At 47.3% G+C, this 16532-nt stretch carries 15 protein-coding genes; 13 read left to right on the top strand and 2 right to left on the bottom strand.

What is annotated here, in order from left to right:
* From RS891_RS21665 to RS891_RS21640, 6 genes are all read left to right on the top strand, one after another.
* Window positions 1-1902 (top strand): helicase-associated domain-containing protein, encoded by a 1902-nt coding sequence (locus tag RS891_RS21665; RefSeq protein ID WP_315793142.1) that lies wholly within the window; start codon window positions 1-3, stop codon window positions 1900-1902.
* A gap of 141 nt (window positions 1903-2043) precedes the next feature.
* Window positions 2044-2481 (top strand): YlbF/YmcA family competence regulator, encoded by a 438-nt coding sequence (locus tag RS891_RS21660; protein WP_113053926.1) that lies wholly within the window; start codon window positions 2044-2046, stop codon window positions 2479-2481.
* 83 nt (window positions 2482-2564) lie between these two features.
* Window positions 2565-2828: a YlbG family protein gene (locus RS891_RS21655; RefSeq protein ID WP_063565591.1), complete on the top strand. Its 264-nt coding sequence runs from the start codon at window positions 2565-2567 to the stop codon at window positions 2826-2828.
* A gap of 215 nt (window positions 2829-3043) precedes the next feature.
* Window positions 3044-3481 (top strand): hypothetical protein, encoded by a 438-nt coding sequence (locus RS891_RS21650; RefSeq protein WP_063565592.1) that lies wholly within the window; start codon window positions 3044-3046, stop codon window positions 3479-3481.
* A 131-nt stretch (window positions 3482-3612) separates the two neighbouring features.
* Window positions 3613-4539, top strand: coding sequence for a selenium metabolism-associated LysR family transcriptional regulator (locus RS891_RS21645; RefSeq protein ID WP_315793141.1), 927 nt, complete (start codon window positions 3613-3615; stop codon window positions 4537-4539).
* A 101-nt stretch (window positions 4540-4640) separates the two neighbouring features.
* On the top strand, window positions 4641-5501 hold the full coding sequence (locus RS891_RS21640) for a PHP domain-containing protein (protein WP_315793140.1): 861 nt from the start codon (window positions 4641-4643) through the stop codon (window positions 5499-5501).
* A 156-nt stretch (window positions 5502-5657) separates the two neighbouring features.
* Here the strand turns inward: RS891_RS21640 and RS891_RS21635 are convergent, their stop codons facing one another.
* Window positions 5658-6104 (bottom strand): GNAT family N-acetyltransferase, encoded by a 447-nt coding sequence (locus tag RS891_RS21635; protein ID WP_113053929.1) that lies wholly within the window; start codon window positions 6102-6104, stop codon window positions 5658-5660.
* A 204-nt stretch (window positions 6105-6308) separates the two neighbouring features.
* Entirely contained in the window at window positions 6309-8075 is a 1767-nt protein-coding gene (locus RS891_RS21630) for an Rqc2 family fibronectin-binding protein (RefSeq protein ID WP_315793139.1), read from the bottom strand.
* 314 nt (window positions 8076-8389) lie between these two features.
* Here RS891_RS21630 and RS891_RS21625 point away from each other — a divergent pair, with 314 nt between their 5' ends.
* The 7 genes from RS891_RS21625 to rpoZ all read left to right on the top strand — a co-directional run bounded on the left by RS891_RS21625 (window position 8390) and on the right by rpoZ (window position 16527).
* Entirely contained in the window at window positions 8390-11254 is a 2865-nt protein-coding gene (locus tag RS891_RS21625; protein ID WP_315793138.1) for a cation-translocating P-type ATPase, read from the top strand.
* Window positions 11255-11439: 185 nt separating this feature from the next.
* Window positions 11440-12273: a diaminopimelate epimerase gene (gene dapF, locus RS891_RS21620; RefSeq protein ID WP_113053932.1), complete on the top strand. Its 834-nt coding sequence runs from the start codon at window positions 11440-11442 to the stop codon at window positions 12271-12273.
* 176 nt (window positions 12274-12449) lie between these two features.
* Entirely contained in the window at window positions 12450-14339 is a 1890-nt protein-coding gene (locus RS891_RS21615; protein ID WP_113053933.1) for a bifunctional homocysteine S-methyltransferase/methylenetetrahydrofolate reductase, read from the top strand.
* A gap of 19 nt (window positions 14340-14358) precedes the next feature.
* Window positions 14359-15258, top strand: a complete 900-nt coding sequence (locus RS891_RS21610) for a YicC/YloC family endoribonuclease (RefSeq protein ID WP_076288229.1) — start codon at window positions 14359-14361, stop codon at window positions 15256-15258.
* 51 nt (window positions 15259-15309) lie between these two features.
* The gene (gene remA / locus RS891_RS21605; RefSeq protein ID WP_006209218.1) at window positions 15310-15570 is read left to right on the top strand and encodes an extracellular matrix/biofilm regulator RemA; all 261 of its coding nucleotides are present in this window, start codon (window positions 15310-15312) and stop codon (window positions 15568-15570) included.
* Between the two features lie 13 nt (window positions 15571-15583).
* Complete coding sequence (gene gmk / locus RS891_RS21600) at window positions 15584-16156, top strand: guanylate kinase (RefSeq protein WP_024631121.1); 573 nt, start codon at window positions 15584-15586, stop codon at window positions 16154-16156.
* Between the two features lie 155 nt (window positions 16157-16311).
* Window positions 16312-16527 (top strand): DNA-directed RNA polymerase subunit omega, encoded by a 216-nt coding sequence (gene rpoZ / locus RS891_RS21595; RefSeq protein ID WP_024631120.1) that lies wholly within the window; start codon window positions 16312-16314, stop codon window positions 16525-16527.
* The last annotated feature ends 5 nt before the right edge of the window (window positions 16528-16532 follow it).

The following is a 16532-nucleotide window of genomic DNA, read 5'->3' as shown; positions in this document are numbered from 1 at the left end:
ATGCATACACAAGGTAAGCTGGATGTGAATTCATTAAAAGAGCTTTCATGCGTTGAAAGAGCGGTACTTGGTGTGATTTTCTGCAAATATGCCGGACAACCCTTTTCCAACATGCTTACATCCGCAGAATGGGCTGTGGAAGGTCTTAGCAGAGCTGAAGCGGTAACAGCGTTTATAGCGCTTCGCCACAAAGGGTGGATAAAGGCTGTGCGCAAGTCTTGGGGCGAACGCCTGTATTACATACCAGAATCAATACTTTCTTTGTTAACTATTGCCTATGGGGCACGGGTCGGGCAATTCGTTCAGAAGAAAGTGAACATTTTACAGGATGACATGATACAAGCTAAGTTCATATCCGAAAATGAAGTCCAGAACATGAAAATTGTTCGAGAGGGAAAGCCGGATATTGCTGCGGAGCTTCTGCATGTATTGGCTTGGATGGTAAGAGAAGGTCAAGCGCAAGGAGGACTTCCATTAACAAGTAAGGGAACGATCCACAAGAAAATGGTACAGCGATTAAGTCGAATGACGATTCTGGGCCCAGAAGACTTTGCCGAACTGGGTATTCGCTACGATCATGCGGATGTGTATCCAGTCCATGTGGCCTTTGTTATCGATTTGCTGCTCAGTCTGGGTTTGATTGAACAGGTGCATAGTCGGATTTATGTGTTAGCTGACCGTCTTTATCACTGGTTATCGTTGCCGTGGTCTTCAATGCACCGAGAAATTTATAGCGTATGCATGGACCGATATGGTGTAGCCGAGCCCAAACTTCAACATTTTCGTTATCAATTGCTGATGTTTGCTTCACGGGAAAATGAATGGCTGAATATTACAGCAGGAACTATAGACTACGACAGCCTGGAAGAAACAATGGAAAGTAGAGAGAGTAGAGGACCATCCTTCATAGCACATATTAGTGGATGGCTCGATCTTCTGGCAGGTTTGGGATATGGGGAGGTGGGTGAGTCAGCAGCGGGAGAGCTTTTTTATCGCTGGCAGATTGATCCTGAAATCTTATTGAACTTGAAGGATGATGAGGCGGAACATGTGGGGAATAATACTATTTTTGTACAACCTGACTTTGAAATTATGGTTCCCCCAGATGTAACTCCCCAGGCCCGCTGGATTCTGGAAATTGGTGCAGAACTGATGAGTCGTGATCGAATGTCCATATATCGGATGACAAAGGAACGAATCGTCGCAGCATCAGAGATCGATCTTACAGCGGATGTAATGATAAACTTCCTTAGACGCTATGCTGGCTCGGGAGTGCCTGAGCATGTGGAGTTAGCAATCCGGCAGTGGGGACAGGAGGCAGAAAGACTTCAGATGGATGCTGGACAGAACGTTGATCAGGATGAAGCAACGGATAAAGTCAAGAAAAAGGATACATGGATATATGAATCGAGAAGTGAATTACTTGAGAAGTTGAACCGCACAGATTCGGAAGTAATTGCAGATGAATCCATTGTCGGAGCAGATGAGTTCGAAGATGGACTTAAGGTACCGAAGGAACTCTTTTATATTCGTGGAAAAGTAGGGCTCATTCAAGACGATTCCAAACTTCACACGTATGAACAGGATTATTCCATCACGGAACAATCGGGTCTGTTTCCCGGATACGGAGAGATCCCGGAGATGTGGCATAACGAGTGGCGAGGGTATCATGTGTCTACGGCTCGTCAGATTGCTGCAAAAGCCATTGAATGGCAGACAAAACTGGGTCTGAAGCTGGACAACCATATCTTTTATGTTATCCCTGATCAGATTCAGGGTCATGAAGATTGGACACTAACGGGCTGGTACATATCTGAGGGTGGAACAGATCCCGCAGAACGTCGTACTTTTTCGCCTAACGAATGGAACCAGATTCGCCTTATTATTCCGAACCATGCATAAACTTGATTGACTATACCAAAGCAGATCACCTGTTCCCTTTATTTCTATTTGCAGGAAAAACTCTTCTTAACTTTTCGGGGATATGATATGATGAAGTAGTCTACGTTAAGTAGAACTTTATATATAGATAGGATGAATTTCATGAGCGTAGCGGAAATGAACACGGTCGATATGGCCCAAGTGTTAACGGGCGCGTATGAACTGGGCGACATGATTAACCAATCAGCCGAAGTATCGGATTATTTATATTGGAAGCAGCAAGTGGAGACAAGTCCTGAAATTCAGGCGGGAATACGCAAGCTGGACGCCAAAAAGGAACTATTTGAAGAAACTCAGCGTTTTGGGCATTTTCACCCGGATTATCACGCGGCCAAAGATCAGGTTCAGGCTTTGGAGCTGGAACTGGAAAGTTTCGAGGCGGTAGCCCGCTTCAAACAGGCGGAGAAGGCGTTGGACGATATGTTGTTCCAGATGTCGGAGACGATTGCATTCGCCGTGTCAACGACCATTAAGGTACCGAGCAATGATCCAAATCCGAAGGGTGGCTGCGGTAGCGGGGGCAAGTGTGGTTGTAGCTAAGATTTCGATAAGAAAATAAATTCATGACAGACCGGACCTTACTGAGGATCCGGTCTCCACTATAGAAAGGCGGGGAAAAAATGATGTTCGCGGAAAGGACAGGATTCATTATATGGGTCAGCGATTTAAAAGCGGCTCGTAATCTCGAAAAGTATGGTACCGTTCATTACATCTCCCGCCGTATGCATTATGTCGTCATGTATGTTAATGCAGAGCGGGCTGAAGATACGATGAAAAATGTGAACAGACTTTCCTATGTGCGCAAGGTTGAACGTTCCTACCGGAATGAGATCAAAACAGAGTATGCTAGCAAAACGATGGACAAAACGAGTTTTTACGGGATATAACAACATGGTTTGGGAATGTGCATTGGATTTTTGCCGCTGTACATTTCGAAACGATTAACCAGAGGGGTCCTTCGGGGCCGCTCTTTTATTGAATTATGCATAAACTGGATTTTGTGAAAAAATCTGAAGTTACGCCTTGAGGTTACAGGACTTATGTTGTAATATATTGGGTAAATAAATAGATAGAAAGTCCTATCTGGTGGAGAGTGATTCCCATGCGTGATAAGGTGATGCAACGTTGGAGCACGTACGAGCCTTTTTTCGTGGCTCTTGGAGACAAAAAAGTGGCCGACATCGTCATTACCAATCATGCCAAGATGCGGTATGCAGACCGTATTGAGCCGGCACGTAATGATGATGACCATATTGCGGCATGGTTATGGGAGTGTCTGAAGCAGGACCGTATTACACCATACTACCGTAATGAGCAGGATGTTTACCTGATCGATGAAGATCTGGTCGTGGTTGCTGAATTTTCCGAACTTGAAGGGGAATATGATATCGCTGGCAATCCGCTTCATAAGATGATTGTTGTTACGTTTCTGGGGAAAATGTCCGAGACAATTGAACTGCGGGATTTAAAATCGTATTATTCTTGGCTAAGACATTCAAGACGAATGACGCTTGTCAAGAACAGTCGCAAGCATAAGTAAGTTTGGAATAATCCATATTTTCGAATTGATAGATTCAGGTTACATCGCATGCAGACAAGCTGCATGCTTTTTTTGTTGGAATTCAGGAAATGGGCTACAATGGGGAAAGCGTACAGAAGAGGGGCGAAGATATGAATTTTCATCAATTGCATATTTTTTATACCGTAGCAGAGAAGGGTAGTTTTTCAGCGGCTGCGCAAGCATTACATATGACACAACCTGCGGTGACGATGCAGATTCAATCGCTTGAGGATTATTTTGGGACCAAGCTGCTTCACCGTTCAACCAAGAAAATAGAATTATCCGAGGCGGGTCGGACATTACTGCCTCATGCCAAACGCAGTGTAGAGTTGGTCAGACAGACAGATGAGGCGATGTCTGCGTTCACACAGATGCTGCAAGGCAGATTGCAGCTGGGTGCAAGTTTGACGATTGGTGAGTATGTGCTGCCACGAATGCTGGGTCCTTTTGCTCGCCAATACCCGGATATCTCGATCGTTATGAAAGTGATGAATACTACGCAAATTATGGATGATATCTTGAAACATCAGCTTAATTTTGGACTGATTGAAGCGCCAGTTCACCACCCGGATATGATTGTGGAGCCGGTCATGCAGGATGAATTGAAGCTGGTTGTTCCGGCAGGACATGCACTGGCAGATCGTGGTGAAGTAGAGCTGGAAGATGTGCTGAACTATGCATTTGTACTGCGGGAGAAAGGTTCGGGTACCCGTCAGGTGATGGAAGATCAGCTGCAGAAGAGAAATATCGATCCGCAGGACATGAATGTGGTGATGGAACTTGGCAGTACAGGTGCTGTGAAATCCGCCGTGGAAGCGGGTGTGGGGATCACCATGTTATCCCCGTCGTCGGTTCAGCATGAACTGGCTCTTGGACTGGTTCATATCGTGGATATTCGTGGGCTTGAGTTCAAACGACAATTCTACGCCATACATCTGAAATCGTCGTTGCTTCCCTTGTCAGCTGTAGCATTCCTGAATTATTTGCGTCAGCATGAGCAGACAACATCAGGAGGACGAGCGGAACAGGGACAATAAATACAGAGCCGGAATAATGCATGATTGATCCAAAGAATGGTGAATGCAATACCTTGCAATGGTCAGACCTATAATGAGCCGATTAAAGGGAGTTGTTATTTATGAATCATCATCAAGGACGTTGTGATCTTCATACCCATAGCCAAGCGTCGGACGGAATGCAGCCCCCTGCAGAGAATGTAAAGCTCGCCAAACAAAGAGGTTTGTCTGCGGTGGCGCTGACGGATCATGATACCGTAGCGGGGGTAGCCGAGGCACAGCAGGCTGGCCGTGAGTATGGGATTGACGTTGTAGCAGGGGTAGAGATCAGTACCCGAGCAGGTGGCAAGGATATTCATGTGCTGGGGTATTATGTGAATACAGAAGATGAGAAATTTCTGGAGCGACTGCGCGGGCTTCGGGAAGCGAGGGAAGAACGCAATCATCTGATCATCGCCAAGCTGCAGGAGCTTGGACTTGAAATCAGCTGGCAGGAGGTCATTGATGGCCTTGGTCGACCACTGGAGCCGGATGAAAGCATCGGTAGACCTCATATGGCCGATGTGTTGGTACGAAAAGGTTATGCAGCTGATATGAGGGATGCGTTCAATCGTTATCTGGCTGAAGGTCAGCCGGGCTATGTGTCGGTTCCCCGAGTTGCACCGGGAGACGCATGCCAGTGGATTAAAGATGCGGGTGGTGCTGCTGTTATTGCCCATCCTGGTTTATACGGAGACGATGAATTGGTTCGTCGTATTCTGGTGGACTCCCGCCCTGACGGTATTGAAGTGGTTCATTCGGATCATGGACCAAAAGAAGAGCGCAGATATGCCGAGTTGGCACGGGAATTTGGGCTCATTCAAACAGGTGGTTCGGATTACCATGGTATAAGACAAGGGGTAGTATTCCACGGGGATCTGGGTAGCAAAACCGTAACCATTGATGTGCTCGATAAACTCCGGGCTGCTGCCAGGAAGTCTTGATTCGGAAACTCTCTTCATATGTTGTATGAGACTAGGGCATAAGGGATCGGATGTCATCGTGCTGAAATTGAATATGAAAAAAGAAAGGACATAGGGATGGGGTGAGTGTTAGTCACTAGCCATGTTTCTATGTCCTTTTTGATTGCCTATAGTTGGCTAGGTGATGGAATAATTCACCCATGTGCCCCGAGCAGCTCCAAGGCGTTCAAATAACTGCTGTGCCCGTTCGTTGGTTGCTGCTGTGATCCAGGACATGTAAGCACATCCGTGTTCACGTGTGTACTGCTGACAGTGTTCAAACAGTCTGGCCTCAGCGTCGCCTTCTCTCCAAGCTTCCGTCACAAACAAGTCATTCATAATGGCAACGCGGTTTGCCTTCATCGTGCTGTAGGTAAAATAAAGTGTAGCGAATCCGATGAGTGCACCATCCTGCTCTGCAACGAATTGAACACCTATTTGCTGATCAAGCAGGTTTTTGATCAAAAGCTCGATTGCCTGATCACCAGGCCAGGGGTTGTTATAAAAACCGACGACATACTCACGCATTAATTCATTCAATGGCAGTACATCATTAGGCTGAGTTAGTCTGATATTTAGCGTCATGGGACACATCCTTAGAAGTTTATTTATAGATTTCATAATTGGATTATTATACATTAAAATGAATTTATACTCAAAATAAAACAATAAACTGAATCACCAACTCAAGTCTATCGTGTTGTTTTTTGAGAAACAAAAAAAATCCCCCCGAACAGTCTTTTGTTCCGGGGGATTTTAGGTTTCCTAACAGGATTGAAAGCAAGCATCTTATCCATTTTTGATCGTGGATGGCAAACTTTTAACCAGATCTTCGTTCGGTGTTACAAATAAGGTCTTCTGGTGGTCATAAATGACAAAGCCTGGTTTGGAGCCACTTGGCTTGCGCACATGTCGGATAAAGGTGTAGTCCACCGGCACGCTGCTGGATTCTTTGGCCTGACTGAAGTAAGCCGCGAGTTGGGCAGCCTCCTCCAGGGTTGCTTCGCCAAAATCTGTGCTGCGAATGACGACATGTGAACCAGGGATGTCTTTGGTGTGCAACCAAGTGTCATTGGAAGAAGCCAAACGGTTGGTGACGTACTCATTTTGCAGATTGTTTTTGCCTACAAGAAGTTCAATTCCCTCCGATGAAGTAAACTGATGTACTGTAGGGCGGTCGTTTTTCTTTTTCTTTTTCCCTTTTTTGTTGCGGTCGCGAAGATAACCCTGTTGCACAAGTTCATCGCGAATTTCCTCGATGTCGTTCATGGATGCGATAGACAGTTGCTGGAGCAGATTGTCGAGATAGTCGATCTCGTCTTTTGTTTTTCCAAGTTGCTCATGAATAACAGCCAGACTGTTCTTGTATTTGTTATATCGTTTGAAATAACGTTGAGCGTTGTCAGACGGTGTAAGTAATGGGTCAAGCTGAATGGTAATATTGGCTTGATCTTCATCATAGAAGTTCACAAGCTCAACACTTTTGTCTCCTTTACTAACCTGATGCAGGGAGGCAAACAGCAGCTCACCCCATAATCTGAATTTATCCGCATCGTCGGCTTCCAGCAGATCCTTGTTCAGGTTGTCCAGCTTTTTGATGTTTTTGCTGCGCTCATTTTGCAGAAAACGAAGCAGATCGCTCACTCTTTGTTTGACCGTGTCTCGCTCGGCCTTGTCTCCGTAATAATCCTCCATACACTTGCTCATCGTGTCATAGGTTTTCTCTGCGTCCTGAATGCTCTGGAGCATAACGGCCGAGAAAATCATTTTGCCTTTGGCGTTCAGCCCAGTCACAGGCGCATAACTATTATCTCTTACAGGTCCCATGACGGACTCAAAAGCAGTCCACAATGCTTCGGCTTCGATTCGAGCCTCACCTTCACTTGCAGCGTGATCGTCACCTTTATTAGCAGATACCCGAGAGGTAATCTCGCCTGCAATCAGCGGACTAAGACCGCTGAATGAATTCACCAGCCAGCGAGAGGCCTCTTCTTCAGCAGCAGTATAGCTATTTTGGAATTCAGTGCTGCTCACTTCCAGTGGATTGCTTTTATGCTGCTCGGGTGGTTCGGTATACGAAAATCCAGGCATAATGACCCGGTAACTACTGATGGACGGGGTTACGTGATGAATTCCATCCAGAATCGTTCCTGTTATCGGATCCACCAAAACAATATTACTGTGACGTCCCATCAGTTCAATGATGATCCGTTTGACCGAAACATCACCCAATTCATCGCGCTGACGCACGTCGATATGAATAATCCGCTCCATGCCAATCTGACGGATCTCCTCGATGATCGCTCCCTCACAGTGCTTGCGCAGCAGCATGCAAAACATAGGAGCTTCAGTAGGGTTAACAAACGTTTTTTCGGTGAAGTGCACACGCGGATATGTTGGGCTGGCCGAAATAAGCAATTTGCTATTTCCGCGCTGAGCACGGAGAGTCAGTACAACATCATGGCCGTTAGGTTGATGTATTTTGCTGATGCGTCCGCCCTTGCAGCCTTGCAGTTCATTTACGATCGCTCGTGTTACGATGCCGTCCAATGCCATTTTTTTCAACGTCCTCTCTATCTATAACTGAAATGAACACCGGGATATGTAAAAAAGAACCCGTTGCAGATTCGTATTTGTTTGTATAGCAAAAAATTGGATTGCCGCTGCGTATATAACCGCAGACCTTTATTTTAGCTTATTCTGCCCATCAGGGAAAGGATTCGCCATCGGGTGCTATTTGGGGTCCTGTCCGAATACATATAGAGCAGGTAGTTTGTCCGGCATTGAGTACAACCTGTTGATTAGCATAGCCGGTGTAGTAGGTGTGACGTTTTACAGAGGAAATACAGACTGGGAGGGAATTTTGAAGCATGGAACATACCAAGTGGCACCAACTAAGCGTTGAAGAGCTTCGCAACACTCTTGGCGTCAGTCTTGAGGAAGGATTAACCGAAGAGACTGCAGCAGAGAAGAGGAAGGCCGCCGGTTCGAATGAGCTGAGCGAAGGAAAGCGCATATCTCCAATTACATTATTGCTTAATCAATTTAAGGACTTCATGGTTCTGGTGTTGATGGGGGCCACACTGGTGTCCGGATTGCTTGGAGAATATTTGGATGCTGTAACGATTGTTGCCATCATCGTCCTTAATGCCATTCTTGGATTCGTACAAGAATTCCGGGCGGAGCGTTCCCTTCGTGCATTGAAACAATTGTCAGCCCCGCTGGCAAAAGTGTTGAGGTCGGGTCAGGAAGCTCATCTTGCAGCCAAACTTCTGGTGCCAGGGGATATCGTGCTTGTGGAGAGCGGGGATCGTATTCCTGCCGATGTGCGCTGGCTGTCCACAAATAGCCTCGATGTGGAGGAATCTGCGCTCACTGGGGAATCAGTTCCTGTAAGCAAACATTGCCATCCCATAGCAGCGGATGACGTACCGCTAGGAGATCAGAAGAACATTGGATTCATGGGGACGATGGTCACTCGCGGTACAGCCAAGGGTGTTGTGATCAGGACAGGCATGGATACTGAGATGGGCAAAATCGCCGACCTGATCCAGAATACGGAGGAACAGGAAACACCGCTGCAACACAGGCTGGAACAACTGGGCAAAATATTGATTTTTGTGGCGCTCGGATTAACCGTCATGGTTGTTGTTGCAGGAATTCTGCATGGACAACCGGCAGTAGGCATGTTTCTGGCAGGGGTCAGTCTTGCAGTTGCCGCCATACCAGAGGGGTTACCAGCGATTGTAACGATTGCGCTAGCCCTGGGGGTACAGCGTATGATCAAGCGAAAAGCGATTGTGCGCAAGCTTCCCTCCGTCGAAACCCTTGGTTGTGCCTCGGTCATCTGTTCGGATAAAACGGGTACGTTGACCCAGAACAAGATGACGGTTACGGACGTGTGGCTGGAGGGACGCAGCATCAAGGTCACAGGGGATGGCTATGCACCCGAAGGGCAGATGCTGGAGAATGGTCGTACCTTGGAACTGAAGAGTGACCAGACATTGCGGAGAATGCTTCAGATCAGCGCACTATGTAATAATGCCAGTATTATCGAAAGTGTTGCAGATGAGATGCGGAATAAAAAGAAAGGCAAAGAGACAAATAAGGATAGCAAGAAAGAAGCAAAGAAAGATACAAAGAAAGATCATGTTAATGAAACGGTCAAGGAAGACAGTGTGGTTTGGGAGCTGAAAGGCGATCCTACGGAAGGGGCACTTGTAACACTGGCCTCCAAAATGGGGCTTACCCCGGCTGGTCTCAAAGAGTTATATGCACGTGAGCAGGAATTTCCGTTCGATTCTGATCGGAAGCGGATGTCCGTCCTCGTTCATCATCAGGGTGGGCGCATGATCTACACCAAAGGTGCACCGGATGTTCTGATTGGGCAATGCAGCCACATTTTGTGGGAAGGTAATGTTGTGCCTTTCACAGGAACGCTGCGGCAGAAAGTCATGGCGGCAAACGAGAGTATGGCTGGTTCTGCACTGCGGGTTCTCGGTATGGCTTACCGCGATGTAAAGCCGGATGAAAAAGTGGAGAATGAACATGCTGCCGAGAACCAACTCGTCTTTGTCGGGCTTGCAGGCATGATTGATCCACCGCGGCGTGAAGCACGGGATGCAATTGCGACTTGTCGCAGAGCAGGCATACGTACCGTTATGATTACCGGCGATCATGGCACGACAGCAGAGGCTATTGCGCAGCAACTGGGTATTCTTCCACGGGGTGGGGCTTCACTTAGTGGACAACAATTGGCGGGCATGACGGATGAGCAACTGGATAAACAGGTGGAGAGCATTTACGTGTTCTCACGAGTATCGCCTGAGCACAAACTGCGGATTGTAAAATCATTGCAGCGCAAAGGACATGTCGTAGCGATGACTGGAGATGGCGTCAACGACGCACCAGCCATTAAAGCAGCAGACATCGGTATTGCAATGGGAATAACAGGCACGGATGTGACGAAGGAAGCATCGGCGTTAATTCTGAGTGACGATAATTTCTCTACAATAGTAGCTGCAATTGAAGAAGGGCGTAATATTTATGAGAACATCCGCAAGTTTATCCGGTATTTGCTGGCATCGAATGTAGGCGAGATTTTAACGATGTTTTTCGCGATGATGATGGGATTACCTTTGCCACTCGTGCCGATCCAGATTTTGTGGGTCAACCTGGTGACGGATGGTTTGCCAGCAATGGCGCTCGGTGTGGATCAGCCGGAAAAAGATCTGATGGAACACAAGCCGCGCGGCTCTAAGGAAAATATATTTGCCAGACGACTGGGCTGGAAAATTGTCAGTCGGGGTGTATTGATCGGGCTTTGTACACTTGGGGCCTTCTGGCTTACCTTACAGGCGGCGCCAGATCAACCGGGTCAGCTCATCAAAGCTCAATCTGTTGCCTTTGCTACGCTCGTTTTAGCACAGCTCATTCATGTATTTGACTGCCGTAGTTCCCGCTCCATTTTCCACCGGAATCCATTGCAGAATAAATATCTGGTGTTTGCAGTCATTTCATCCATCGTGCTGATGCTGGCAGTCATGTATGTAGAGCCGTTGCAGCCTATCTTCAAAACCGTGCCCCTGGGTATGCGTGAATGGGCCATTTCCATCGTTGCCGCAGGTATTCCAACCTTCCTCATGGGAGTGGGCAGTGTGTGGGGAGGTCGTCGCAACCGTCGCCGTATGGGCCCTGGGCGCTTCGTACCGAAAAGTACAAAGTTTTCGGCATAAAATCAATAGCAATTGCTTATCGTTTTCGTTATGCTATCCTCAAAATGATTCGAGGCGAGATTCCTCGGCATTTTGCAGGATAGCTTTTTTTATTGGGAATGCTGGATATGAATATCCCAGGGTACCCTGTAGAGAAGCAAGAATAACGCTTTGGCAGCAGACTGCCAAAAGGAGTGGGCAAGGTTATGGAATTTACAAAAATGCACGGACTCGGCAACGATTTTATTGTTGTATTTGGAGAACAACAGCTTCCGGCTGATGCAGCTGAATTGGCTGTAAAATGGTGCAACCGTTTCTTCGGCATCGGTGCGGATGGCCTGGTATATATACTGCCTTCAGAGAAGGCGGATTTTCAGATGCGCATCATGAACTCGGACGGTTCGGAAGCAGAGCAATGTGGCAATGCCATACGCTGTGTATCCAAATATGTATATGATCACGGTCATGTGACCCAAGAAAAGATTACGATTGAAACCATCGGTGCGGGTGTACAACCCGTAAGCTTGAACATTCGTAATGGTAAAGTGGAAACTGTTCGAGTGGATATGGGAGAACCTATTCTGAATGGACTTCAGGTTCCAACCACCGTCGATGCCAATCCGGTGGTGAATCATTCCATTGAAGCAAATGGACAGGAGTTTAAATTTACGGCAGTCTCCATGGGTAATCCTCATGCAGTCATCTATGTGGATGATGCTGTGAATTTTGATCTCTCTACATGGGGGCCATTACTTGAGGTTCATCCCATGTTCCCGAAAAAAATCAATGTAGAGTTCGCAACGGTTCGCGATCGCGGATATGTGGACATGCGTGTATGGGAACGCGGTGCAGGACCAACACTGGCCTGTGGAACCGGAGCTTGTGCAACACTGGTATCATCCGTTCTGAACGGGCATACGGATCGTACAGCGGTGATCAGCCTCAAGGGCGGGGATCTTCATATTGAGTGGAGCGAAGCTGACAATCACGTGTACATGACTGGTCCTGCTGAAGTTGTTTTCAAAGGAGTCACTTCGTAAAGAATACGTTTAAATGAGGAGGCCTTTGGGCCTCTTTTTTTGCTGTTATATGAATTCCTACTTGTCAGGATGGTTATTGAGACTGAATTTCACGAAAAACCTGTGTTTTTCTTCGTTTTCAGATGTTTTTTGTGTTACATTAGTATGAAATGATCAGTCAGGCGGGGGGAAAAGGGATGAAGGCGGATTTACGCAGTGTAATGCAGGAACGGGTCCTCATAGGGGATGGGGCAATGGGAACTTTCCTGTATCAGATGGGATTCCCGGTAGGGATTTCTTATGAAGAGTTGAACTTGATATCACCTGAAGTGGTGGCAGATGTGCATCGTCGTTACCGCGATGCAGGTACGGAAATTCATGAAACTAATACGTACTCTGCCAATTATGATAAGTTGTCCAAGTTTGGTCTGGAGTCCAAAGTGGAGGATGTCAATCGTGCCGGTGTGCGTATCGCCAAAGAAGTAGCGGGCGCAAACGGGTATGTTCTGGGCGCGGTGGGCTCCATTCGTGGAGGAAAGCGGACGAACGTATCAACAAGTGAATTGAAGCGTTTCTATCAGCAACAGATTTTTGCATTGCTCGATGAAGGAGTGGATGGCATTCTGCTCGAAACCTTCTATGATATCGAGGAGATGGATATCGCCCTTCTGCAGGCGCGCAAGCTGAGTGATCTGCCGGTAATTGGACAGTTCGCTGTTGAGGATGTAGGACACACACTGGATGGATATACGATGCCTGAAGCTTTCCGAATCATGCGTGAGCAAGGGGCTGATGTCATTGGTTTCAACTGCCGTTCCGGTCCAAACGGAATTATGCGGGCGATGGAGACGGTGTCAGGCCGTATCGGTGTCCCAATGTCTGTTTACCCAAATGCGGGTGCCGCGGATTACGTCGATGGTCAGTTCCGTTATGGAGCGTCTCCGGAATACTTCGGACAGACCGCAGTGCAATTCGCTGATCTGGGCGCACGTATCATCGGGGGCTGCTGTGGCACAACACCTGATCATATCGCGGCAATTGCCCAGGCTCTTGTTGAATACACACCTGTTCCAATACTGGAACCTGATCCATCCGAGTCGAAACCGCGTATTATCCTGCATGAGAATGTAGATGAACGATCTGGACGGGGGGGGCAGCCTACGATTGTGGATCTGGTCAAACAACGTCATACGGTTATCGTCGAACTTGACCCACCGCGTGATCTCGACATTGCGAAGTTTATGAAAGGCGCCGAGACATTAAAAGCGGCAGGTGCAGATGCGTTAACATTGGCTGATAATTCCTTAGCGGTTACCCGGATGAGTAATATGGCTCTCGGCCATCTTGTTCAGGATCGTACAGGATTGCGCCCACTGGTGCATATTGCATGTCGTGACCGGAATTTGATCGGGACCCAATCGCACATGATGGGATTTGATGCTCTGGGCATTAATCATGTACTCGCTGTAACAGGTGACCCTGCACGTTTTGGTGACTTGCCCGGATCAAGCTCGGTATACGATCTGACTTCTTTTGAAATTATACGTATGATCAAACAGCTGAACGACGGCGTATCCTTCTCTGGTAAACCGCTCAAGCAGAAGGCGGGATTTGTTATCGGTGCCGCATTTAACCCGAATGTGAAACATCTGGATAAAGCTGTACAGCGGCTTGAGAAAAAGATTGCTTCCGGTGCCGATTATATTATGACGCAGCCTGTGTACGATCCCCAACTCATCGTAGCCATGCATGAAGCGACCAAGCATCTGGATGTACCGATCTTTGTAGGGGTGATGCCGCTAGCGAGCGGCCGAAATGCAGAATACCTGCATAATGAGGTTCCGGGTATTCAGCTGTCAGATGAAGTGCGCTCCCGGATGGCTGGTCTCGAAGGTGAAGAAGGTCGGGCAATGGGAGTGAAAATCGCCAAGGAGCTTCTGGATGTAGCAACAAAACATTTCAAAGGAATCTATTTAATGACTCCATTTATGTTCTATAGTATGACGGCCGAACTGACCCAATATGTGTGGGAGAAGTCGGAGCATCAATGTCCTACTTGTTTCAACCCTAATAATCAATTACAATAGTGTAACGGATGTGATGCCGATGTCATTCAGTATGACCGGATACGGTCAATCCGCCTTTCATTTTGGAGGCTATAAGGTACAATTGGAAATCAAGTCTGTCAATCATCGTTATTGCGAAGTGATGATGCGTCTCCCAAGAGAGTGGACGTGTTATGAAGACGGATTGAGGAAAAAGGTACAGAGCCGCTTAAAACGTGGGCGGATTGATGTTTATGTGATGAAAGAAAAAGATGAAGACCAGGCTCTTCCCGCTGTTCTGAATGAGCAGGCGGTCAGGGCCTATCTTCAGGCCGCAGAGCAATTGGAGAGCCGCTATGGTATGCAGGGCAAACCGAGTATTATGGATATGCTGGCACTTCCAGATGTCATGGTTCATTCGGATGGGACGAGTTCGCTTCCGGAAGAGCAGAAAGACGAATGGGAGCGTGTCCTGCAGCAGGGGTTGGAAGAGGCTTTATCCGGTCTGGAGCAGATGCGCGCCCGCGAGGGTCTTCATCTGGCCAGTGATCTGGAACGACGTGTCAGTCGTCTGGAATCACTGCATACCGAGATGCTTGCTCTTGCGCCGACTGTGGTGAGTGATCATCGCAACAAGTTAAGACAAAGGCTTACGGAAATGCAGGAAGAAGGCTCTTTCCCTTTTGACGAGCATAAATTGGGTATGGAAATTGCTATGTTTGCCGATCGTTCTAACATAGAGGAAGAGCTTACGCGTCTACTGAGTCACTTTGGACAGAGCAGGGAGCTGCTGAAAAGTGATGAGCCAGTAGGCCGCAAGTTGGACTTTCTTATTCAGGAGATGAATAGGGAAGTCAATACGATTGGATCAAAAGCCAACCATTTGGCTCTGGTGAACCGTGTTGTCGAGATGAAGGCGGAACTGGAGAAAATTCGTGAGCAAGCGGCGAATATCGAATGAACGGTCATATTTCGGCAAAAGAGTCGCATGTATAGGGGGAAGAACCTGATTATGGCAATCAAACTCATTAACATTGGATTCGGTAACATCGTATCGGCGAACCGGATTATATCCATCGTGAGTCCGGAATCGGCGCCGATCAAGAGGATTATACAAGAGGCAAGAGACCGTCATATGCTGATAGACGCAACGTACGGAAGACGTACTCGCGCCGTGATTATTACGGATAGCGATCATGTCATTCTGTCTGCGGTTCAGCCAGAAACGGTCGCCCATCGTCTTTCTTCGAAAGATGATGACAACGACGAATAAAATGGAGTGTAATATGTCTAAGGGATTACTGGTAGTGTTGTCCGGCCCATCTGGGGTCGGGAAGGGTACAGTATGCAGCGCTTTGCGCAAACGGGTGCCGGAATTGATTTATTCTGTATCGGCAACGACTCGTCAGCCACGTCTGGGTGAGGAACATGGCGTCAATTATTTCTTCAGAAGCCATGAAGAATTCCTGAACATGATTGCTGAAGATCAATTGTTGGAACACGCAGAATATGTAGGGAACTATTACGGAACACCGCGTGATTTTGTGGAGAAAACGATTAACGAAGGCCGGGACATCATTCTTGAGATTGAAGTTCAAGGCGCGTTGAAAGTGAAAGAGAAGTTTCCGGAAGGGATCTTTGTATTTCTGTTGCCTCCTTCATTGGACGAGCTTAAAGATCGCATTCAGGGCCGTGGTACGGAAAGTCAGGCGACGATTGATCATCGGATGTCCGTCGCGGTAGATGAGATCAGTCTGCTGGAGCAGTACGATTACGCTGTCGTTAATGATGAAATTGATTTGGCGTGTAAACGAATAGAAAGCATCATTATCGCCGAACATTGTAAGATCAATAAATAATCCATTTGCCGCCGCGAAATGCGATAATCAGTGGAGCTGCTGTCATAGTATATATGTAGAGCAGCTCCAGTCTGGTTAGTGTATCCAGCGGTGCACCATGATTCCGTCAGGCGGCGAATTGTGATTATACTAATGCAAAGAGGTGTTTTGTAAATATGCTGTATCCTTCTATTGATGAAATGATGAACAAAGTCGACAGCAAGTATTCCCTTGTTGTTGCCGCTTCCCGCCGGGCAAGACAGCTTCGTGAAGGTGAGAAAACGGATTTGAGAAATGCCAGATCCCATAAACAGGTTGGCGTTGCACTTGAAGAGATTTATGGTGATCTGCTCGTTGTCATCAAAGGACAGGACGAAGAGGAAGAAGAGTAAGCCGC

Origin of the sequence: Paenibacillus sp. BIC5C1, from assembly GCF_032399705.1 — a bacterium.
Lineage (GTDB): Bacteria > Bacillota > Bacilli > Paenibacillales > Paenibacillaceae > Paenibacillus > Paenibacillus taichungensis_A.
The sequence above is the reverse complement of the archived record's forward strand: the minus strand, read 5'-3'. Positions and strand labels throughout refer to the sequence as shown.